Raw genomic sequence first — 21,758 nt, 5'->3', positions numbered from 1 at the left:
GGCGTCGGCTTCTCCGACGAGCACGAGGCCCATCCGCTCCTCGCCCGCGTCCTCGAGTGCGAGCAGCGGTTCGGCGATCCCCTCACCCACGAGCGCGCGCTCGCCGGGACGCTCGCCGCAACCTCGCGCGAGGTGGTCGCATGACGGCCGTCGAGCCGACGCGTCTCGTCGGAGAGGGGCTCTTCCAGGTCGACCCGCCGGCGCTGCTCGGCAGCCGCTGCGCGAGCTGCCGCGACCATGCGTTCCCCGCGGTCGCCGTCTGCGGCGCCTGCGGCGAGCGCGACGTCCACGTCACCCCGCTCTCCCAGGAGGGGACGATCTACTCGTTCACGATCGTCCGCGTCCCCGTCCCCGCCTACAGCGGGCCGGTGCCCTACGGGCTCGGCATCGTCGAGCTCGCAGAGGAGCGGCTGCGGGTGAGCACGACGCTCCTCGCTGATCCGGTCGAGCGGCTGCACGTCGGGGCGCCGGTGCGCTTCCGGCTCCACGAGGTCGGCACCGACGAGGAGCCGCTGCTCACCTACGCCTACGCGATGGGGGACGCATGAGCGAGGTCGTCGTCAGCGGCGTCGGGATGCACCCGTTCGGCCGGTTCCCCGACAAGGCGCCCGTCGACCTCGGGGAGATCGCTGTCCGCGACGCGCTCGCCGACGCGGACATCCGGTGGCCGGATGTCGACGCGCTCGTGTGCGGGCACATGTACGCGAAGACGGGCGCCGGCCAGCGGCTCGTCGACCTCCTCGGACGGACGGGCATCCCGGTCATCAACGTCGAGAACGCGTGCTCTTCGGGCGGCACGGCGGCCCAGATCGCCCACAACCTGCTCGCGGCGGGCACCTTCCGCCACGTCGTCGCGGTCGGCATCGAGAAGATGCCGCGCGGGGTGATGGACATGGACTACTTCGCCGACTGGCGCCGGCTCAGCGGGCACGCCGTCAACCCGGCGCAGTTCGCGCTCGCCGCGCGCCGCCACATGCACGAGCACGGCACGACGGAGGAGGATCTCGCCCACGTCGCCGTGAAGAACCACCGTCATTCCGTCCACAACGAGCGCGCGATGTACCGCCACGAGGTCACCCTCGACGATGTGCTCGAGAGCCGTCCCGTCGTCGATCCCCTGCGCCTCCTCATGCTCTGCTCGCCGAACGAGGGGGCGGCAGCCGCCGTCCTCACGGCGCGCCCGCCCCGGAACGGCGACGTCGTCCTCGCCGGCCAGGGGCTCTGCACGGCCGCTCGCGAGCAGGCGATCGGCGAGCACATGCCGACGTCGTCCCCCGTCGCCCCGCAGGACGCCTCGGTGACGCGCCGCGCGGCCCGGACCGCCTACGAGATGGCCGGCATCGACCCATCCGACGTCGATGTCGTCGAGCTCCAGGACACCGACTGCGCGACCGAGATCATCAGCACCGAGGAGCTCGGGCTCTGCGCGCCGGGGGAGGGCGTCGCGCTGCTGCGCGACGGTGCGACGACGATCGGCGGCCGCATCCCCGTCAACCCGTCCGGCGGACTGCTCTCGAAGGGCGAGCCGGTCGGCGCTTCCGCGCTCGGCCAGGTCTTCGAGATCGCGCAGCAGCTCCGCGGGCGGTGCGGCGCCCGCCAGGTCGCCGGCGCGCGCGTCGGACTCACCCACGCGCTCGGGGCGGGAGGCAACTGCTCGGTCCTCGTGCTGCGCAGGGAGGAGGTCCGTCGTGGCCGAAAGTGACACACGGGCCCGTGGCGCGGCCGCGCAGCACGCCCCCGACGCCGCCGGCGAGCTTCACCGCGCACTGGCCTTGGCGCTCGAGATCCCGGAGGGCACCCTCGACCGCCTCCCGTACGCGCGGACGAGTCTCGCCGTGCGGGTCGGCGGCGGTGAGACCGGCGTCACGCTCCTCCTCGACCGGCCGCGGCCGGTCGTCGTCCCCGCCGTCGAGCCCGCCGAGATCGAGGTCGAGCTCACCGACGAGCAGGCGCGGCGGTTCGCCGGCGGTGCGCTGCCGATGCCGTCTGCGGTGGCGACCGGCGCTGTCGTCGCCCGCGGGCCCGTGCGCAAGTACCTCGAGGTGGACGTCATCCTCCGCGAGCGTCTGGTCGCCATCGCCGAAGGTCCCTGCGTCGCCGTGCGGCTGGCCGACGCGGACGGTCCGATCGACCCATCGCTCCTCGCCGTCGAGACCCGCGACCTGCGCAAGAGCTTCGGGTCGAACACCGTGCTCGCGGGGCTCGACCTCGAGGTTCCGGAGGGAGTGATCTCCGTCGTCCTCGGCCCGTCGGGGACCGGGAAGAGCGTCCTCCTCCAGCACATCATCGGCGTGATGGAGCCGGACGCCGGTGACGTGCTCATCCGGGGTCGCTCGCTGCGCGCGATGAGCCGCTCCGAGGTGCTCCTCCAGCGCCGGGAGATCGGCGTCATGTTCCAGGACGGCGCGCTCTTCAGCAGCCTCGACGTCTTCGACAACGTCGCCTACCCGCTGCGCCAGCACACCGACTTCTCCGAGAAGGAGGTCCGCGAGAACGTCGAGCGCCACCTCGCCGACGTCGGCCTCCTCCGGGCCGCGCACCGGATGCCCGGTGAGCTCTCCGGCGGCATGCGCAAGCGCGCCGGCCTCGCCCGTGCCCTCGCGCTCGATCCGGGCATCGTCCTCTGCGATGAGCCGGACTCCGGGCTCGATCCCGTGCGGACCGCTCTCCTCGGCGACCTCCTCGTCGACCGGCACGCCGAGCACGGCGGCTCGATGGTCGTGGTGACCCACGACATCGCGCTCGCCCGCTCGATCGCCGACCACGTGTCGATCCTCTTCCGCGGACGCGTCGTCGAGTCCGGCTTCGTCGACGTCGTGCTGGCGAGCGAGAACGAGTTCGTGCAGCAGTTCCTCAGCGGCGCGTCGCAGGGGCCGCTCGGCATGGACGCGTGAGGTCGCCGGTCGGTGCCGGGCCGCTGTGTCAGTTTGGGACACCGGCACGCGGCCTCGCGCTCGTAGCGTCGAGCGGGCATGGCGGGAACCGCGGACAGGACGTTCGTCATCGTGGGCGCAGGGACGGCGGGGGCGACCGCCGCGCTGACCTTGCGCAGCGCCGGATTCGACGGCCGCGTCGTCCTCGTCGGCGACGAGGAGCACGCGCCGTACAACCGGCCGCCGCTCACGAAGGCGGTCGTGCGAGGCGAGATGGCCCCCGAGCGGACGCACATGCGCCCGGCGAAGGTGTGGGCCGCGAAGGACGTCGAGCTCGTCCTCGGCCGCGCGGCCGTCGCCGTCGACGTCGCCGCGAGCACGATCACGCTCGCCGACGATGAGGTCATCCCCTATGACGCGCTCCTCCTCGCGACCGGCGGTCGCGCGAGGATGCCGGCGGGGCTCACCGCGAACGGGGACACGCACGTCGTGCGCACTCTCGACGACGCGATCCGGCTGCGCGAGGTCATCGCCGCGCGCGGCTCGCTGGCGATCGTCGGAGCCGGGTTCGTCGGCGCCGAGCTCGCGGCGAGCGCGATCCAGTCCGGCTGCGAGGTGACGTTGCTCGAGGCGGCACCGCGGCCGCTCGCTCGCGTGCTGCCTGCGCTTCTCGGCGAGCACTACGCCCGTCTCCACCGCCAGCGCGGTGTGCGGCTCCTCACCGACGCCGTCGTGACCGACGTCGCCCCGGCCGGTGACGGGCTCGAGGTCGTGCTGCGGGACGGCCCGCCGATCGGTGCCGACGCCGTCGTGCTCGCCCTCGGACTCGAGCCCGACGACTCGCTCGCGCGCGACGCCGGCCTCGCCGTCGACGACGGAATCGTCGTGGACGACCGCTGCCGGACCTCGGCGCCGCGCGTCTTCGCCGCCGGCGACGTCGCGCGGCACGACAACCCCGCGCTCGGCCGGCGGCTGCGGATCGAGCACTGGCAGCACGCGCAGCACCACGGCGCCGCGGCCGCCCGCAACATGCTCGGCGCCGACGAGTCCTTCGCCGAGGTCCCGTGGGTGTGGTCGGACCAGTACGAGCACAAGCTCGAGATCGCCGGGCTCGCCGACCCCGGCGACGACGTCGTCATGCGCGGCGACCCCGACGCGGGGCCGTTCACCGCGTTCCTCCTCCGGGACGGCGGGCTCGCCGCCGCCGTCGGCGTCGACAGTCCCGACGAGGTCCGCGCTGCGCGCGCGGCGATCGGTCGCCGCGCCCGGCCGCGTCCCGAGCTTCTCCGCGATCTCGACGTCGACCTCGCCGCCGCGCTCGACGAGAGCCACGGGCCCCTCGGCGGAGAGAGCCGCCACGAACCCGCTCCGCAGGAGCCAGACCAACGAGGTGAGGTATGCAGGTGACAAGCGAAGAGGTCTTCGCCGAGCTGAGTGCGAGCTTCGACGCGGCGACGGTCGACGACCCGTACGAGCTCTTCGCCGAGAAGCGGCGGACGACGCCCGTGTGGCGCGGCGACATCCTCGCCGAGCTCGGGGTGCCGTCCTTCTCCGGCACCGACGCCGAGCGGCCGGTGTACTCGCTCTTCTCCTACGAGCACGTCGCCGCGGCGCTCCGCGACCACGAGACGTTCAGCAGCGCGATCTGGCTCGAGACGTTCGGTCCACTCGCAGGGCGCGTCGTGCTCGGCCTCGACGGCGACGAGCACCGCTCGTGGCGCGGCCTCATGCTCCCGATCTTCACGCGCAAGGCGGTGACGCACTGGGAGGACACCGTCGTGCGCCCGATCATCGAGCGCGCCGTCTCCGAGCTCGCAGCGGACACGCAGGCCGACCTCGTCGGCTTCGCCCAGCGGTTCCCGGTCGACGTCATCTACGAGATCATCGGTCTCGAGGGCGACGAGAGCTTCTTCGAGCGCTTCCAGGTGCTTGCCGTGCTCATGCTCCTCGGCCTCGCCGTCGACGCTGACCCGTCGAACGTCGACCGCATGATGCAGCGCTACGGGCGCGCGATGGAGGCCTCGCAGGAGCTCTACGAGCTCGTGCGGCCGATCGTCGAGAGCCGGCGCTCCGCAGGGGCCGACGGCGCCGACCTCATCAGCCACCTCATCAACGCGGAGTACGAGGGCGCCCGCCTCGATGACGATCAGGTCACGAACTTCATCCGCGCCCTGCTCGTCGCCGCGACGGAGAACACGTCGCGCCAGTTCCTCATCACGGCATCGATGCTCCTCGGTCGCCCGGACCTCCTCGCCCAGGTGCGGGGGGATCGTTCGCTCCTGCAGAAGGCCGTGATCGAGGCGCAGCGCTTCGACGCGCCCTTCGGCACCGTCCCGAGGGTCACGACGCGTGAGGTCGAGATCGGCGGAGTGACGCTCCCGGCCGGTGCCGCCGTGCTCCTCATGCTCGGGTCCGCGAACCGCGACGAGGAGGCGTTCCCCGAGCCGGACGCCTTCGACCTCACGCGCAGCGGGCGGACGCCGCTCACCTTCGGACTCGGGCGCCACGTGTGCCCGGGCATGAACATCGCGACGGTGCAGGTCGTCGTCGCGCTGGAGACGCTGCTCGACCGCCTGCCGGGCCTGCGGCTCGATCCGGCGGCCGAGCCGTCACGCGTGCGCGGGGTCAACGTCCGCGGGCCGGGACGCGTCGACGTCATCTGGGATTGAGAGGAACGGACATGCAGCAGCTGGAGAACAAGGTCGCGATCGTCACCGGCGGCGCAGCAGGCATCGGTGCGGCGACGGTGCACGCGCTCGCCGGCCGCGGCGCCGCGGTCGTCGTCGCGGACATCGACGCCGATGGCGCGGAGCGCCTCGCGGAGGAGGTCCGTCGCGCCGGCGGTCGCGCGGTCGCGTGCACGACGGACGTCGCGAAGGAGGACGACATCGTCGGCATGGTCGACACCGCGGTGCGGGAGTTCGGCCGCCTCGACATCCTCCACAACAACGCTGCCCTCCTCTCGCCGGAGGTCCTCGTCGGCGACGGGCCGGTCGCCGCAGCCGACGCCGATCTCTGGGAGCGGGTGCTGAAGGTCAACCTCATCGGATACGTCCTCGGCTGCAAGCACGCGATCCCCGCGATGATCGAGACGGGCGGCGGGGCGATCGTCAACACGTCGTCGGGCACCGGCGTCCAGGCCGAGCTGTCCCGCCCCGCGTACGGCACGTCGAAGGCGGCGATCATGGCCTTCACGCGCAACGTCGCGACGCAGTACGGGCGGGAGGGCATCCGCTGCGTCGCGCTCGCGCTCGGCCTGGTCGCGACGCCCGGGCTCAAGGGCGCGCTTCCGGAGCCCGCACTCGAGATGTTCCTGCGGCACTTCCCCGTCCCCCGGCTCGTGGAGCCCGAGGAGGTCGGCGAGATCGTCGCCTTCCTCGTCTCCGAGCCGGCCGCGATGATCACCGGCGCGACGATCCCCGTCGACGGCGGGTTCTCGATCCACACGCCCACCTACGCGGACGAGCTCGACATGATGGCCCAGCTCCAGGCCTGACCGGGGCCAGCCGCGCCGCATCGCCGCGAGGCCCCGCTCGTCCGAGCGGGGCCTCGCGCGCGTCTACAGGTCCTGCGGCTTGCTGTTGTAGCGGGGGAGGTGCTGCCCGCCGTCGACGTGCAGCGTCTCGCCGGTCATGTAGCGCGAGGCCTCGGAGGCGAGGAAGACGGCGACCGGGGCGATGTCGTCCTCGGGGTCGCCGATGTAGCCGAGCGGGTTGCCGGCCGAGAAGACCTGCTCGAACTCGGGCATCGCCTGCACGAGCTCGCCGAACACCGTGCCCTTCGCCACTGGCGCGATGACGTTCGCGAGGACGTTGTAGCGGGCCCACTCCACCGCCGCCGAGCGCGTGAGGGAGCGGATCGCGTCCTTCGCGACGTTGTAGTCCGAGTGCATCCAGGCCGCCGTCTCGGCGTCGATCGAGTACATGTTGATGATGCGGCCGCCGCCTTGCTCGCGCATCGCGGGGAGCGCGGCGTGCATCGCCCACCACGTCGCCCACAGGCCGGTGCCGAGGACGCCCCCGAGCATGTCGTCGGTCTTCTCCTCGAGCACGACGTTCGGCGACAGCGCGATCGCGTTGTTCACGAGCACGTCGAGCCGGCCGTGCTCGGAGACGGTCGTCTCGACCATGCGCCGGACCTGAGCGCGGTCGCCGACGTCGGTCGCGACGAAGCTCCCGCGGCCGCCGAGCTCGGCGAGCTCCGCCGCGGTCGCCTCGCCCGCAGACTCGTCGACGTCGGCGATGACGACCGCCGCGCCCTCGCGCACGTAGCGGCGGGCGATCCCGCGGCCGATGCCCTTCGCGCCGCCCGTGACGAGGGCGACCTTTCCGTTCAGCACTCCCATGGAGCTCTCCTGTTCGTTGATGTCGGGGGAGAAGGGGTCAGGTGCCGGCGGCGACGACGTTGCGCAGCTCGCCGATGCCTTCGATCGACGCGACGACCTCCTGACCGGGCCGCAGGTAGCGCCCGTCCTCGTAGGCGACGCCGGCGGGCGTGCCCGTGAAGAGGAGGTCGCCGGCGCGCAGTCGGCTGCGCGTGTCGACGTAGCGCATGAGCGCCGGGACGTCCCAGACCATGCTGCTCGTGCGGTCGCGCTGGCGGGTCTCCCCGTCGACGTCGAGTCGCATCTCGAGGTCCGGCGCGGCGCCCCCCACCTCGTCGGCGGTGACGATCCAGGGGCCGATGCCGCTCGTGGCGTCGAGGCCCTTCGAGGAGAACATGTCCATGCCGGTCACGCCGCCGAACTGGAGGTCTCGCGCCGAGACGTCGTTGCCGACCGTGAAGCCGAGGACGACCGACGGGTCCGGCGCCCCGCGCTCGCCCGTGTGGTCGTCGCCGACGACTGCGACGAGCTCGACCTCGTAGTCGAGCTGCGACGTGATCGAGGGAAGGGCGATGTCGTCGCCCGGGCCGATGACCGCGTCGTAGGGCTTCACGAAGACGGCGGGACGCTCGGGCATCGAGAGGCCGAGGCGGTCGACGTGCTTCACGTAGTTCGCCCCGGCGCAGAGGACCTTCGACGACCGCTCGACCGGGGCGAGCAGCCGCACGTCCTCGAGGGCGACGGCGTCACCGTCCCAGTGCGGCTCGGACCCGGGGGCGCGTGTGAGCGGCGGCGCCCATTCGCGGAACGTCCCGGCGATGGGCCGGACGGAGCCCGCGTCGAGGTCGACGGCCGCCCAGCGGGCCTCGCCGCCCGCGCGGGGACTGCATCTCGCGATCTTCATGGCGCGAAGAGGCTGCCCGCGTTCAGGGCGGTCCGGGGCGTCCCAATTCGAGACACGGCGCCGGTCGGCGCACCGTCCCAAGTTAGGACACTCGCGAACGGGCTCCCGAGGGCGAACATCGATGCGTCCCTTGCTCGAGGAGGAGCATCCGATGCTGATCAACCTTCACGCCCACGCCCTCACCCACGGCATGTTCGGGCACGACCCGTACTGGGGCCCTGTGTGGGAGAACGACACGCTCCGCGTGGGCGACTGGACGCTGGGCCTCAAGGAGGCCGGCAAGTTCGGGCATGCGGCGGACAACTTCTCGCGGGAGAAGTCGCTCGAGCGCATGGAGCAGCGCGGGATCGACAAGGTCGTCTTCTCCGGCCCCTCGCACATGTACATGTACTGGGCCGGCGACTACGGCATCCGGTACGCGCAGATCAACAACGACGAGCTCGCGGCGTTCTGCGCCGACGAGCCCGACAGGTTCCACTTCTGGGCGCTCGTGCCGATGGCCGACCCCGAGGCGGCGGTCGTCGAGCTCGAGCGCGCGGTCGAGCAGCTCGGCGCCGTGGGCATGATCATGGGCGGCGCGGACTTCGCCGGCCGCGAAGTCTGGGACGACGCCTACGAGCCGCTGTGGGAGAAGCTCGTCCAGCTCGACGTCCCCGTGTTCGTCCACGGCTACAACGTCTCCGCGACGGGCGCCACGCACGGGGAGGACCGCTACGACGCGACCTCGATCGTGGGGATGAACTACTACGAGACGCTGTGCGTCTGGTACCTGATCTGCAGCGGCGTGCTCGACCGCCATCCGAGCCTGCGGTTCTACGTCACCCACGCCGGCGGCTACATGCCCTACCACCTCGGGCGGCTCACGCAGACGAACCTGACGATGGCGCCCGACAGCGTCAACCTCAAGCCCGTCGATCAGTACCTCGACAACTTCTACTTCGACCCGGACGTCCACGAGCCCGTCATGCGGCGAGCGCTCGTCGACCTCATCGGCGTCGACCGCTTCGTCTACGGCGACAACCTCGGCGGCTCCGACAACTTCCACGGCGATCTCACGGCCGAGATCGGCCTCTCCGAGGAGGACCGGGAGAAGATCAGGTCCGGCAACGCGCTGAAGCTGCTCAAGCGGCTCGCGGTCGAGGTCTGAGCGATGGCGGAACGCACCGAGACCACGGGGGAGATCCTCGTCACCGTCGACCGTCGCAAGTGCTCGGGCTACGGCATCTGCGCCGACCTCTGTCCCAGCGTCTTCAAGCTCGACGACGGCGGGTTCGCCTACGTCGACGGCCCCGTGCCCGCCGAGCTCGAGGACGAGGTGCGCGAGACCGCCTACGAGTGCCCCGAGGAGGCGATCGTCGTCGAGACGGCCGCCGAGCAGAGCCAGTCAACAGTAGGACGCGAAGGAGGAGCGGATGCTGCTCGATGACGTGCACGGCGAGGACCTCGTGCTGGGTGACGGCACGCGGTTCTCGGATCTCATCGATCACGAGAACAACGAGGTCTCGATGCGAGTCCTCTCGGACCCGGAGATCTACCGGCACGAGATGACGCACATCTTCGGCAAGGTCTGGACGCCGGTCGCGCACGAGAGCGAGGTCCCCAACCCCGGTGACTACGTCATGCGCTACATCGGCGAGGACCCGGTCATCGTCACGCGCGACAAGACCGGCGAGGTGCACGTGCTCCTCAACGTGTGCACGCACCGGGGCATGATGATCTGCCGCGCCGAGGGCGGGAAGGGCAATCAGTTCAAGTGCCCCTACCACGGGTGGACCTTCTCGAACACCGGCCGGTTCCTCGGCGCGCCGATCGCCGCGGAGAAGATGCACGGTGACGTGCGCACGAAGGAGGAGCTCGGGCTCACGAAGGCCCGGGTGGACACCTACGTCGGGATGATCTTCGCGACGTGGAACCACGACGGCCCCTCGCTCGGCGAGTACCTGGGCGACATCAAGTGGTACCTCGACCTCATGTTCGACCGCACCGAGGACGGCCTCGAGGTCCTCGGCCCGCCGCAGCGGTTCATGATCAACGCGAACTGGAAGTGCGCGGGCGAGCAGCACGCCGGCGACGGCTACCACACGCTCACGCTCCACCAGTCGCTCGTCGAGCTGCAGGCGACCGAGAGTCGCGACGACGAGCCGGTGTTCCAGGGTGGCTTGAACGTCAGCGCCAACGGCCACGGGCTGCGCTGCATCGACATGCGCGACACGCACATCCTCGCGCTCAAGGGCAAGACGCAGAAGGAGATGTCGCCGCTGGACCGGCTGCGGATCGCGCCGCCGCCGGGCATCCGCCCCGACCAGGTGGGGGCGCTCGCCGAGCGCTTCGACGAGGACCAGCTGCGCGTCCTCGCGGACTTCCCGCCGTCGGTCGGCGGCCTCTTCCCGAACGTCGGCACGTTCTCGATGTCCTTCCCGCTCGGCGACAAGCTGTCGGGCTTCATCGCCTGGCACGCGTTCGTCCCCAAGGGGCCCGACAAGTTCGAGTTCTTCAACTGGTTCTTCGTCGAGAAGTCCGCGACGGAGGAGGACCGCGAGCTGCTGCGGAGGACCTCGACGCTCGCCTTCGGCATCAGCGGCTTCATCGAGACCGACGACGCCGACACGTGGCCGCAGATGACGCAGGCCGCGCAGGGGCACATGGGGGCGCAGCAGAAGCTGCGCTACCAGGCGCTCGTCGGCGAGAACAAGCCCGACGACTGGCCCGGTGGCGGCCACGTCTACGACGGCTTCACGAAGGACGACAACCAGTGGAACTGGTGGGTTCGCTACGGCCAGTACATGAGGGGGGAGATCTCGTGAGCACGACGCCCGAGCATCAGGAGGCGCCGCCGCAGACCGAGGAGGCCGGTCGCGCCGATCTCCCGCGGGTCCACATCGGCGAGCCGCTGCACTTCGAGATCGTCGAGTTCCTCGAGGACGAGGCGACGGATCTCGACGACAACGAGCTCATGAAGTGGTTCGGGCGGATGGCGCCCGACATCGTCTACCGCATGCCCGTCCGGTCGACCCGGGACCGCGTCGACGGCTCCGAGTTCTCGACCGGGATGTTCCACTTCGACGAGGACGCGATGACCCTCGGGACGAAGGTGACGCGGCTCGCCATGACGCAGAGCGCGTGGGCCGAGAAGCCGCCGTCGCGGACACGGCGCTTCGTCACGAACGTGCGCGTCTACCGCCGATCGCAGGAAGACGAGTTCGACGTGCGCAGCTCGGTCCTCCTCGTCCGCAACCGCTACCAGGAGTCCCAGCTCGAGCTCATCTCCTACCGGCGGACCGACCTGCTCCGGCGCGCTGAGGGCGGCCTCCAGATCGCGCGTCGCACGATCTACGCCGACCAGGCGACGATCGGGACTCAGAACCTCGCGATCTTCCTCTGAGGAAGCGCGGCTGAGAACACCTGTCAGCACCCATGTCAACCTCAGCTCGACACGTCGCTCGCAGGTGCGCCGGGGAGCTTCGCCGCCATCTCTCTCCGTGGCGCGCGGGCCTCCCCGGTCGACCGCGAAACCTCCCCACCTGGGTCTGTCTGCATGGCTGACGGGCTGTCAAGATCATCCGCCATGGGAGGGGGGGGACGGACCGGCGGGGGCCGGCAGGGAAGCGCGACGCTCGGGCTGCCGAAGGGCAGCGGCCTCCGGGACATCCCCGGCTACTCGCTCCTCGACAGCCTGCAGGGCATGGCCGCGCTCGGCCTCAAGAGCATCCGCGTCGCGCTGCGTCCGCCCTTCCCGTGGTTCAAGGACGCCCTCGACGAGATCGCGACCGGATTCCGTCGCTGCATGCTGCCGGTCGCCGTCTCGGTCTTCCTCTACACCCTCGGGTTCGCCGTCATCCAGTTCGGAGTGGTGGCGAACATGCTCGGCATCTCGGACCGTCAGCCGGGGGTGATCTTCACCGTCTTCATCCGCGAGATCAACCTGTGGATCTCGGTGATGATCCTCGCGGGCATCGTCGGCAGCTCGGTCGCCGCCGACCTCGGCGCCCGCAAGATCCGCGATGAGCTCGACGCGCTCGACGTCCTCGCGGTCGACCGCTTCACGACGCTCATCGTGCCGCGGGTCGTGGCGATGACCGTCCTCGGAGCGTGCCTGCCGTTCCTCGGCGGGATGGTGACGATGACGACGAACCACGTCGTCGGAGCCGGCGTGCTCCGGTCGACGCCCGAGGGAATGGTCGAGTCCTTCCGGCTCGCGATCCTTCCCATCGACGTCTACGCGGCCCTCCTCAAGGGAGCGATCATCGGCTTCTTCCTCGGCGTCGTCGCATGCTTCGTCGGGTTGCGCAGCCGAGGCGGCGCGGAAGGCGTCGGCAACGCCGTGACGACGACGGTCGTCATCTCCTTCTTCGGTCTCTGGGTCATCAACAGCTTCTACAACCTCGCCTTCCTGACCCTCTTCCCGGAGGCGAGCGGGGTGAGGGGCTGATGGCGACGCCGGTCGAGCCGACGCCCCTGTCGCAGGCGGCCCCCTCGGCGCCGGCGGGCAAGTCGCCACCGGCGCGCGGCGGCCTGTGGCGCGAGGTCGGCGAGTTCACGGTCTTCGGCGGCTACGCGGTCGCGGCGATCCTCACGACGCCGCGCAGCTTCGCGACGGTCTCGGTGTACACGGCGAGCATCCTGCGCCGGTCGAGCGTCCTGCTCTTCATCATGGCCGGGTTCATGGGTCTCAGCGCGTCGACGGTCGGCGTGTTCCTGCTCCGTGCGATCGGCGCCGCTGACTACGCCGGGATCATCTCTGGCTACACCGGTCCTCGGTTCGCGGCCGTGACGATGTTCGGCTACGTGTTCGCGGGCAGCATCTGCTGCGCCGTCGCCGCCGAGCTCGGCTCAGCACGGATCCAGCAGGAGATCGACGCGTACGAGGCGCAGGGCGTCGACCCGATCCGCGAGCTCGTCGCGACGCGCCTTGTCGCGACGATTGTCGCGGTTCCGATCCTCGCCGTCATCGCACTGGTGGGGTTCTTCGCCGGGGCCTACGTCAACGTCGTCGAGCTGCTCGGGGTCAACAGCGGCCAGGTGCTCTCGGACGTGAATTTCGGCATGCAGTCGATCGCGAGCCAGTTCTACGCCGGACTTCAGATGCTTCTCATCGCGATCCCGTGCATGCTGGTCGCCTGCTTCTACGGCCTGCGGGCACGTGGCGGGCCCGCGACGGTCGGTCACGCGGTCGCGCGTTCCCTCGCGGTGAACATCGTGCTCGTCCACGTCATCTCCGCCGCGGTCGGCGTCGTCATCTACGGCAACGACCCGAGTCTTCCGATCGGCGGGTGAGCGTGATGAGGCTGCGCCATCCGGTTCTTGTTCCGCTCTTCGCCGTGCTCGCTGCGCTCGGGGTTGCCTGGGTCTTCCTCGGTGCGCCCGGGCGCAGCGGTGACGGTCACGAGCTGCATCTCGTCGCCGCCGAAGCGACGAACCTCATCGAGGGCACCGAGGTCCGCGAGGGATCGAGCGAGAAGGTCGGCGTCATCGACGAACTCTCCTTCGCGGATGAGGGGCGGGCGGCGCGGATCACGCTGCGGGTCGACGATGAGGCCTGGCCCCTGCCGGAGGGGACTCGGGTGCTCGTCCGCGCCGGCGGCACGATCTCCGCAACGAACCGCTACCTCGAGATCGTGCGTCCCGACCGTCCCGGCCCGCCGTTCGAGGACGGTGCGACGCTGCCCCGCCGCGCCGTCGTGACGCCCGTCGAGTTCGACGACGTCCTCCGAGTGTTCGACGCCCGGACGCGGAAGGATCTCGGTCGCTTCCTCGACACGGCGGGTACCGCCGTGCTCCGCGCCGAGCCGCACCTCCCGCGCGCGATCGGGCGCGGAGCGCCCCTCGCTCGCGACGCGCACCGGTTCCTCGACGACGTCGGCGGCGACCTCGAGGAGCTCGACGACCTCGTCGTCTCGACGCACGCCGTCGCCTCGTCGGTCCGGCGGGCGGAGCCGAGGTTCGCGACGCTGCTCGAGGGAGCGGCGACGACGTTCTCGGTGATGGCCGCGCGAGCCGATGACGTCGAGGCCTCGCTGCAGCGCCTTCCCGGCACGCTTGCCCAGACGCGGTCGACGCTCGCCCGGGCGGAGGGGTCGCTCACCCCGGCCGGGGAGCTCGTCGCCGACCTCGCGCCGGCGGTGCGGGAGCTCCGGCGGCTCGCGGCACCGCTCAACAGCGCGGTCGAAGCGGTGCGCGACGTCGGGCCCGACGGTCGCGAGACGCTCGCCACGCTGCGCCGCGCCGCGCCCGACGTGACCGCTCTGCTCGTGAGCGCGGAGGATCAGGCGCCGCGCTACCGCTCGGCGGGCCTCGAAGCGGCGAAGGCGATGCGGTGCATCCGGCCGTACTCCCCCGAGATCGCCGGCTTCATGGCGACGTGGGCGGACTTCTCCTCGGGACACGACGGCGTCGACCGCGTCGCACGCGTCCAGCCGCAGGCGCTGCTACCGGCTCTGTCGGCCTCGTCGCCGTACACGCCCGAGCAGGCGACCGATCTCTTCCCGGGGCTCACCTACGCCTTCCCGCTGCCGCCGGGCATGAACGCCGGGCAGCCGTGGTTTCAGCCCGAGTGCGGCGCAGGCCCGGACGCCCTCGACCCGTCGAAGGACCGCGAGGCGACGACGCCGTCGGAGGCACGACCGTGAGGCGGCGCGTCCTGCTCCTCGGCGCGCTCGCCGCCGCGGTCGTCGCCGTCGCCGTCGTGGCGACCGGCGACGATCCCTATCGCGTCACGCTCGAGCTCGAGAACGCGAACGGCCTCGACAACGGGTCGCCCGTCGTCGTCGGCGGCCTCACCGTCGGCACGGTCGAGCTCGAGCTTCGCGGCGAGACGGTCCTCGTCCACGCCGACATCGACCGCAGGCACGCGCCCGTCGGCCGCGATGCGAAGGCGACGATCGTCGCGCAGAACCTCCTCGGCATGAAGCAGCTCCGCCTCGAGCCGGGTACGCGGAGCGCGCCGGCGCCCGACGGGGCGACGCTGCCCGCGAGCGCGGTCTCGCGGTCCACCGACCTCGACCAGGTCCTCGACGTCCTCGGACCCGACACGCGCGCCCGGCTCGCCGTCCTCATGAACGAGGCGGGTCTCGCCGTCACCGGTCGCGAGATCGGCATCGACACCTTCGTCGGGAACCTCCCGGAGGTCCTGCAGCGCGGGGCCGCTCTCGCCGACGACCTCGCGAGCGAGAACGACGTTCTCGCCGAGCTCGTGACGAGGACCGACCGCTACGTCGGGACGGTGACGCGGGAGCGACGCTCGCTCACGCGCCTCGTCGAGACCGCCGGCGAGGCGGCGACGACGGTCGCCGAGCGTCGCACGGGCCTGCGTGCGAGCCTCGAGCGCGCGCCGGCGGCGCTCGGCACCCTGCGGTCCTTCCTCACCGAGGTGGAAGAGCTCTCGCCGCCGCTCGGACGCACAGCGCGTCGGCTGCAGGCGACCGCGGCGCCCCTGCGCGCCATGCTCACCGAGCTCCCGGACGTCGCCCGGGCGGCATCGCCCACCCTCCGGTCCGCCTCCGCGCTCGCGCCCGAGCTCGACCGGCTCGGGAAGGAGGCGACGCCGTTCCTCGATCGCGCTCGTCCGACGCTCGCCTCCGCGGAGAGGCTCGCGACGGTCGAGCTCGCACCGACCGCCGACATCGTCGACGGCACCTGGGACAACCTCCTCGCGATCCTCGAGAACTGGTCGCGCGCGATTCAGTACCGCGACCGGCTCAGTCACGTCTTCCGGGCGGAGCTCGCGGTGCCGATCACGTCGCTCACCACGATGGTCGACCGCCTGCGCAACGCGTCGAAGCCGGCATCGCGCCGGCGCGGGCGCGACCGCCGGCCCCCCGCCCGTCGCCCCGCGCAGACGCCGGAGAGGACGCCGGCACCGCCACGGGACGACCGAGCTCCCGCGCCGACGAAGTCGCTCGTGCCGCAGCTCGAGCAGGTGCTCCCCGCCCTCGAGGACACCGTCGACGTCCTCGTCGGAAAGCTCGTCCCGAAGCAGAAGCCGTCCGGCGGCGGCGTGGCGCCGCGGCCCGAGACGCCCCTCCTCGACTTCCTCCTCGACCCATGAGAACGCGGACCCGAGCACGGCGCGGACGCCGGTACGACACGCTCAGCCCTCCGCAGGTCCTCGTGCGGGGCGGGGCGGCGACGCTCGCCCTCGCGATCGTCCTCTTCCTCGCCACGCAGGCGATCAACGGCGTCCCCGGTCGCGACTACCGCACGATCTACGTCTCCGTGCCGCAGGTCGGCAACCTCATCGCCCACGACCAGGTGCGGGTGGCGGGGGTTCGCGTCGGGCAGGTCCTCGGCCGCGAGGTTGGCCCGGACGGGCGCCCGCGGATCGAGCTGCAGATCGAGCCGGGCGTGCACCTCCCGAGGGAGACCGACGTCGCGATCCGCGCGCTCGGGCTCCTCGGCTCACGCTACGTCGAGCTGATCCCCGGCACAGGTGGCGGCGAGCTCCCCGACGGCACGACGCTGCGGGCGGACGCGAGCGCCTACACGTCCGGCGTGCCCGAGGCGCTCGAGATCCTCGATGGCCCCACGCTCGACGGGCTCGGGACGTCCATCGACGAGATGGGCCTCGGGCTCCTCGGCAACGGCGCGTCGGTCAACGAGGCGCTCCGTCTCGCGGGTGGGGCGACGCAGGACTGGCTCGAGCTCGCCGACACCGTGCTCGAGCGGGACGGCGCGCTGCGGCGGCTCGCGCCGGCGCTGCGGTCCGCCGCCACGCCGCTCGACGCCAACCGGGAGGAGCTCGCCCGCCTCACGCGGTCGGCGGCCGACGCCCTCGCTCCCTTCGTCGACGAGCGGGACGCGGTGAGGTCGACCCTCGACCGCGCCCCCGCCGCGCTCACGGGCATCACGTCGGGCCTCAGCGAGGGCCGCCGCCTCCTCGCCTCCCTCGACGGCGTGGCCTCCGCCGCCGACCGGACTCTCGCGACGGCGCCGGAGGGGCTCTCGGCGACCGCGGAGACCCTCGACCGCGCCCCCGGCCCGATCTCGCGAGCCGCGCCGCTCATCGAGGCGGTCGACGCCGCCGTCCCGCGCGTCCTGCGCCTCACGTCCGCGACGAGCCCCGTGCTCGGCCCCGCCCGTCATCTCGTCGACACCGTGCGGCCGGTCCTCGCCCAGGTCATCCCGAAGGGCTGCGACCTCAAGAACTTCGGGGCGGTGTTCCGGTCGATGACCGGCTTCAGCCAGCCCGGCGCCGCCGGCGACTCCGGGCCGCCGGAGGGCTTCCGCGCGGTCGTCATCCCGACGCTCAGCGCCGCCGATGCCGGCGCGAAGGACGCGACGGGGCTGTTCATGCGCGACCACTACTCGCCCCCCTGCCGCTGGCTCTCCAAGCCCTACGTCTCGGGTGCGCTCGAGAGAGGTGGCCGCTGATGTCCCGCATCCGTCGGCTCGACACGCGCACGATCGGGATCATCACGACGATCGTCGTCGTCCTCGTCCTCGTCGCCGTCTTCACGCAGGTCTTCCGCACGCTCTTCGAGGACGAGGGCCGGCGCGTCATCGTCACGTTCCCGAGCGCGCCGCAGCTCTACGAGGGCGACGAGGTGCGGATGGAGGGGCGCAAGGAGGGCGAGGTCGAGTCGGTCGAGCGTACGTCCGCCGGAGCCGCCCGCGTGACGCTCGAGGTCGCCGATGACGCCGGCCCTCTCTACGGCGACGCCCATGCGACGCTGACCTGGAGGACGCTCCTCGGCGGCGTGTTCGCCATCGAGATCGACCGGGGTACACCCGGGGCGGGGCCTCTCCCGACAACGGGGATCGCGCCCGGGCGGACGTCCCGGCAGGTCGAGCTCGAGGATCTGCAGGGTGTGTTCCGACGCGATGCGCGCACGGGCGCGCGGTCGATCATGCACGAGTTCGGCGACGCGCTCGCCGACGATGCAGGGCCGGCGAGAGCGCTCCGCGAGACCGCCCGGATCGCACCGGACGCAGCGACCGCCATGGACGCGCTACGCGGCGAGCGGAGCGGCGACGACGTCCGACGGCTCGTCCGCGGGGCAGCGGCGACGATGCGTGCGCTCGACGCGCCGGATGACGATCTGCGACGGCTCGTCGCCGGCGCGGCCGCGACGCTGCGTGTGACCGCGTCACGCGAGCGCGAGCTGGGACGCGCGCTCGAGGTGCTCCCCGGGGCGGCGACCGCCGCGAGGCGGACCCTGAACCGACTGGGGAGCAGCTTCGAGGAGGTGGACCGTCTCGTCGCCGGCGTCCGTCCGGTCGTGCCCGAACTCGCGCCCGCACTCACGCGGCTGAGGCAGGCGGTCGAGCCGGCCGACGACCTCCTCCGCGGCGCCCGGCCCCTGCTTGCCTCGCTACGCCCGGCGAGTCGGTCGCTCGCCAAGGCCGCACGCCCGGGCCGTGCCCTCGTCGACGGGCTCGAGCCGGACCTCGACCGGCTCGACGGGACGATCCTCCCCTACCTCACAGAGCCCGACGCGGTGACGGGGAAGCCGACGAGCACGATGTTCGGCGCGGCGTTCGCGCACCTCGGTGGGCTCATGAGCCAGAAGGACCTCAACGGCCACTTCATGCGATTCCCGGTGACCGGTGGGAACACGACGGCGCACCTGCCGTGTAAGACCGCGCTCACCGACGGGTCGACCGACGAGCTGCTCGCGTGCGAGACGCTCGAGGAGGCCTTCGGCACCTACGTGAAGTACCTCGAGCCCTTCGCCCCATCGGCTGCTCGGAAGGAGGCGTCCCCGTGAACGAGGTCCGTGGACGGCTCACGGAGCGCCTCACCCGCTCGCGCCTGCAGCTGCAGGCCCGCCGTGCGGCGGCGCCACTCGGGCTCGTGCTCGCCTTCGTGGTGCTCGGAATGCTCGGTGCGGCGTTCCTCTTCACGAAGATCGACGGATCCGTCCTGCGCTCCACCGAGACGGTGCGCTTCGAGGTGAACGATGCCGCCGGCGTCGTCGGCGGGTTCTCGGACGTGCGCGTGCGCGGCGTGCCTGCGGGGCAGGTGACCGATGTCGAGCGGCGCGGGACGCGGATCTTCGTGGTTGCGAAGGTGCAGAAGCGCTACGGGCCGATCTACCGGGACGCCCGCGCCGAGCTGCGGCCTGTCACGCCGCTGCAGGACATGTATCTCGACATCGTCGATGCCGGGACGCCGGAGGCGGGGAAGCTCGGCGGCGACGACGCGCTCGCGAAGGGGTCGACTCGGGTCTCGGTGCGGGTCGACGACGTCCTCGACGCGTTCCAGGGGCGCGAGCGGACGCGGATGCGCACGCTGCTCAGCGACCTCGGTGAAGGGCTCGACGACAACGGACTCGCGCTGCGGAGGACGTTCGCGGAGTTGACGAGGTTCCTCGTGAAGGCCGACCGGGTCACGAGCGAGCTCGCGAAGCGCCGGCGGCACACGCGACGCCTCGTGCACAACATGGCTGTCCTCACCGAGGAGCTCGGCGAACGCGAGAAGGCCGTCCGCCGGCTCGTCGGCGCCGGCAGCGCGACTCTCGGCACCCTCCAGCGCGGCTCCGCCGACCTCGACGCGACGCTCCGCGAGCTCCCCGGCACCGTCGCGACGATCCGCTCGAGCATGACCGCCCTGCGGCCGGTCCTCGACGATCTCGACCCCGCGCTGCGAGAGCTCGTCCCTGTCGCGGAGGCGCTCGAGCCCGCGCTCCCGGAGGTGCACCGCCTCGCGAACGATCTCGGGCGCGCCGCCTCCGATCTCGACGGGCCGGTCCGTCGCCTGCGGCCGCTCGCCTCGTCGCTGCGGCCGGTGTCCGAGCGCCTGCGGGGCACCGTCGAGGGGCTCCTCCCCGAGCTCGACACCGTCCACAAGGTGACCGAGGGGCTCGTGAAGTGCGAGACCGGCTTCAAGGGGTTCTTCCAGTGGAACGTGTCGATGAGCAAGTTCGGTGACCTCCAGGGCACCGTGCCGCGCGGGTCGATGGGCTTCGCGCTGCCGAACACGGGCGTGCCGGGCTCGTCGAACCGCGTCGCCGCCCCGTCCTGCGTGGGCGGCCGCGCGATCGGCGGTCGACCCGCAAGGGAGGAGGACCACAAATGACGTCCGGTCGTCGAGGCTTCGGGTGGCAGGCCCTCACCGCCGCGGCGTTCGCCGCCATCGCGATCGGCTACGCCCTCGTGCTCCTCGTCGCCGGGGGCGGCGTGCCGCGTCCCGGCGCGTCGACGCATGAGGTCGACGCGCTCGTGCCGACGTCGGCGTCGCTCACACCGGGCGCTCGCGTCACCGTGGCCGGGATCCACGTCGGCTCGGTCCGGGAGATCGAGAGGGACGGGGCGGCCGCCCGGCTGCGCCTCGAGATCGACGACGACCGCGTGACGCCGCTCCCCGCCGACTCGCGCGTCGAGGTGCGGGCTCGGACGCCCGTCGGTGAGAACTACGTCGCGGTCGTCCCCGGAACCGCGGCGGAGCCGATGGCCGACGATGCCGTCCTCGTGCCCGCGAAGGCCGACGAGTACGTCGACGTCGACGAGATCCTCAGCGTCCTGCGTGGTGAGACCCGTACCCGGGCACGTGACCTCCTGCGCAGCGCCGGGCGCGGTCTCGAGGGTCGCGGTGACGAGCTGCACACGGTCCTCGGCGACGGCGCGCGGATGATCAGCGAGCTCGCCCGCATCGTCGAGACGACGCACCCGCGTCGCGAGGCGCTCGCCGATCTCGTCGCCGACGTCGGCGAGATCGGCCGCGCGGTCGGCGACCGCGGCGAGGCGATCCGCGCGATCGCGCAGCAGGGCACGACCGCCCTCGACGCCGTCGGCCGGCAGGACTCCGCGCTCTCCGACGTCCTGCGCCAGCTCCCCGACACGCTCGACCGAGCTCGCTCGACCTCGGAGGTCGTCAGGCGCACCACCGGCCGGGCGGCGCCGGTCCTCGACGACCTCGCCGTCGCGCTGCGGCAGGTCCGCCCTTCCGTGCGCGCTCTGCGGCCCGTCGCGCGGACCGTCGACACGCTGCTCGAAGAGGTTGACCGCGCGACGCCGCCGCTGCGCGAGACGGTCGCGGCGCTCTCCTCGTCCTCCGGGCCGCTCGCCGAGGCGATGCCCGCCCTGCGACGGGTCTTCTGCGAGGTGAATCCGTCCGTCGACCATCTCGCGCCGTACACGGCCGACACCCTCGACACGTTCACCGGCCTCGGCTCGCTCGCAAACGCCTACGACGCGACCGGTCACACGGCGCGCCTCGGCGTCCTCTTCTCGAGCAACTCGGTGGCCGGCGTGCCGGACGCGTTCAATCTCGCGACTCAGAAGCTGCTCCACACGGGGTTCCTCGCGCCGCTCACCGCGCGCAGCTACGACGCCTACCCGAAGGCGGGACGGGCCGGCCGGGGCGAGGCGGACCCGAACGGCCCGCAGGGCCCGACGAAGGTGCCGGGGACCGGCTTCGTCTACCCGCGCGTCGAAGCCGCCTGCTGAGGGGCTGCCTCTGCGGGCGCCGCTCGCGTGCGTCGTACGCGTCGACGGTGCGTTCGCCCGTAGAGGATGTCCGGTGCGATCGAGGGACGGTGCTGAGTGCCCGGCGAGCGAGTTCGATGCTCCGCGCCATGCGCGCCGGCCGCCGTGTGCGGCAATCGGGTACGAAGAACGGCTTGGGGCGTTGTGCCACTTTGGGACACCGCCGCGACGACGTTTCCATCCTAGCCCGGATCTTGCATGAAGCAGTAGCGGCCCCGGGGACCGGGGCCGCTGA

The 21,758-nt window shown here is 72.0% G+C and carries 20 protein-coding genes; 18 read left to right on the top strand and 2 right to left on the bottom strand.

Features of this window, described 5'->3' with window-relative positions:
* The first annotated feature begins 140 nt into the window (after positions 1-140).
* From ACME2J_RS18640 to ACME2J_RS18615, 6 genes are all read left to right on the top strand, one after another.
* Positions 141-548 carry a Zn-ribbon domain-containing OB-fold protein gene (locus tag ACME2J_RS18640; RefSeq protein ID WP_495546447.1) on the top strand — a complete coding sequence of 136 codons (408 nt, stop codon included), beginning with the start codon at positions 141-143 and terminating at the stop codon, positions 546-548.
* Positions 545-1,702, top strand: coding sequence for a thiolase family protein (locus ACME2J_RS18635; RefSeq protein WP_495546446.1), 1,158 nt, complete (start codon positions 545-547; stop codon positions 1,700-1,702). Before ACME2J_RS18640 ends, ACME2J_RS18635 begins: the two co-directional genes overlap by 4 nt.
* Complete coding sequence (locus tag ACME2J_RS18630; protein WP_495546445.1) at positions 1,689-2,894, top strand: ABC transporter ATP-binding protein; 1,206 nt, start codon at positions 1,689-1,691, stop codon at positions 2,892-2,894. The genes ACME2J_RS18635 and ACME2J_RS18630 overlap by 14 nt, the downstream gene beginning before the upstream one ends.
* A gap of 78 nt (positions 2,895-2,972) precedes the next feature.
* The gene (locus ACME2J_RS18625) at positions 2,973-4,280 is read left to right on the top strand and encodes an NAD(P)/FAD-dependent oxidoreductase (RefSeq protein ID WP_495546444.1); all 1,308 of its coding nucleotides are present in this window, start codon (positions 2,973-2,975) and stop codon (positions 4,278-4,280) included.
* Positions 4,271-5,542 carry a cytochrome P450 gene (locus ACME2J_RS18620; protein WP_495546443.1) on the top strand — a complete coding sequence of 424 codons (1,272 nt, stop codon included), beginning with the start codon at positions 4,271-4,273 and terminating at the stop codon, positions 5,540-5,542. The genes ACME2J_RS18625 and ACME2J_RS18620 overlap by 10 nt, the downstream gene beginning before the upstream one ends.
* Before the next feature lie 11 nt (positions 5,543-5,553).
* The gene (locus tag ACME2J_RS18615; protein WP_495546442.1) at positions 5,554-6,369 is read left to right on the top strand and encodes an SDR family NAD(P)-dependent oxidoreductase; all 816 of its coding nucleotides are present in this window, start codon (positions 5,554-5,556) and stop codon (positions 6,367-6,369) included.
* A gap of 63 nt (positions 6,370-6,432) precedes the next feature.
* Here ACME2J_RS18615 and ACME2J_RS18610 read toward each other — a convergent pair whose 3' ends face one another.
* Together ACME2J_RS18610 and ACME2J_RS18605 are read right to left on the bottom strand one after the other, a co-directional pair.
* On the bottom strand, positions 6,433-7,218 hold the full coding sequence (locus ACME2J_RS18610; RefSeq protein ID WP_495546441.1) for an SDR family NAD(P)-dependent oxidoreductase: 786 nt from the start codon (positions 7,216-7,218) through the stop codon (positions 6,433-6,435).
* A 37-nt stretch (positions 7,219-7,255) separates the two neighbouring features.
* Entirely contained in the window at positions 7,256-8,101 is an 846-nt protein-coding gene (locus ACME2J_RS18605) for a fumarylacetoacetate hydrolase family protein (RefSeq protein ID WP_495546440.1), read from the bottom strand.
* 151 nt (positions 8,102-8,252) lie between these two features.
* Between ACME2J_RS18605 and ACME2J_RS18600 the strand changes: the two genes are divergently transcribed.
* The 12 genes from ACME2J_RS18600 to ACME2J_RS18545 all read left to right on the top strand — a co-directional run bounded on the left by ACME2J_RS18600 (position 8,253) and on the right by ACME2J_RS18545 (position 21,484).
* Positions 8,253-9,248: an amidohydrolase family protein gene (locus ACME2J_RS18600; RefSeq protein WP_495546439.1), complete on the top strand. Its 996-nt coding sequence runs from the start codon at positions 8,253-8,255 to the stop codon at positions 9,246-9,248.
* Between the two features lie 3 nt (positions 9,249-9,251).
* Positions 9,252-9,527 carry a ferredoxin gene (locus ACME2J_RS18595; RefSeq protein WP_495546438.1) on the top strand — a complete coding sequence of 92 codons (276 nt, stop codon included), beginning with the start codon at positions 9,252-9,254 and terminating at the stop codon, positions 9,525-9,527.
* A complete protein-coding gene (locus ACME2J_RS18590) occupies positions 9,514-10,905 on the top strand; it encodes an aromatic ring-hydroxylating oxygenase subunit alpha (protein WP_495546437.1) in 1,392 nt (463 codons plus the stop codon). Before ACME2J_RS18595 ends, ACME2J_RS18590 begins: the two co-directional genes overlap by 14 nt.
* A complete protein-coding gene (locus ACME2J_RS18585; protein WP_495546436.1) occupies positions 10,902-11,483 on the top strand; it encodes a 3-phenylpropionate/cinnamic acid dioxygenase subunit beta in 582 nt (193 codons plus the stop codon). Before ACME2J_RS18590 ends, ACME2J_RS18585 begins: the two co-directional genes overlap by 4 nt.
* Before the next feature lie 183 nt (positions 11,484-11,666).
* The gene (locus tag ACME2J_RS18580) at positions 11,667-12,530 is read left to right on the top strand and encodes an MlaE family ABC transporter permease (protein WP_495546435.1); all 864 of its coding nucleotides are present in this window, start codon (positions 11,667-11,669) and stop codon (positions 12,528-12,530) included.
* Positions 12,530-13,375 (top strand): MlaE family ABC transporter permease, encoded by an 846-nt coding sequence (locus tag ACME2J_RS18575; protein ID WP_495546434.1) that lies wholly within the window; start codon positions 12,530-12,532, stop codon positions 13,373-13,375. Before ACME2J_RS18580 ends, ACME2J_RS18575 begins: the two co-directional genes overlap by 1 nt.
* Positions 13,372-14,727: an MlaD family protein gene (locus ACME2J_RS18570; protein WP_495546433.1), complete on the top strand. Its 1,356-nt coding sequence runs from the start codon at positions 13,372-13,374 to the stop codon at positions 14,725-14,727. Before ACME2J_RS18575 ends, ACME2J_RS18570 begins: the two co-directional genes overlap by 4 nt.
* Positions 14,724-16,145 carry an MlaD family protein gene (locus ACME2J_RS18565; RefSeq protein WP_495546432.1) on the top strand — a complete coding sequence of 474 codons (1,422 nt, stop codon included), beginning with the start codon at positions 14,724-14,726 and terminating at the stop codon, positions 16,143-16,145. Before ACME2J_RS18570 ends, ACME2J_RS18565 begins: the two co-directional genes overlap by 4 nt.
* Positions 16,142-17,467, top strand: a complete 1,326-nt coding sequence (locus ACME2J_RS18560) for an MlaD family protein (RefSeq protein ID WP_495546431.1) — start codon at positions 16,142-16,144, stop codon at positions 17,465-17,467. The genes ACME2J_RS18565 and ACME2J_RS18560 overlap by 4 nt, the downstream gene beginning before the upstream one ends.
* Entirely contained in the window at positions 17,467-18,804 is a 1,338-nt protein-coding gene (locus ACME2J_RS18555) for an MlaD family protein (RefSeq protein WP_495546430.1), read from the top strand. The genes ACME2J_RS18560 and ACME2J_RS18555 overlap by 1 nt, the downstream gene beginning before the upstream one ends.
* Positions 18,801-20,114, top strand: a complete 1,314-nt coding sequence (locus ACME2J_RS18550) for an MlaD family protein (protein ID WP_495546429.1) — start codon at positions 18,801-18,803, stop codon at positions 20,112-20,114. The genes ACME2J_RS18555 and ACME2J_RS18550 overlap by 4 nt, the downstream gene beginning before the upstream one ends.
* Positions 20,111-21,484, top strand: coding sequence for an MlaD family protein (locus ACME2J_RS18545; RefSeq protein ID WP_495546428.1), 1,374 nt, complete (start codon positions 20,111-20,113; stop codon positions 21,482-21,484). Before ACME2J_RS18550 ends, ACME2J_RS18545 begins: the two co-directional genes overlap by 4 nt.
* Positions 21,485-21,758 lie beyond the last annotated feature (274 nt).

The sequence above is a fragment of the Paraconexibacter sp. genome, assembly GCF_059438195.1.
Note: the sequence above shows the minus strand (reverse complement) of the source record. Positions and strands in the feature narration are given on the sequence as shown.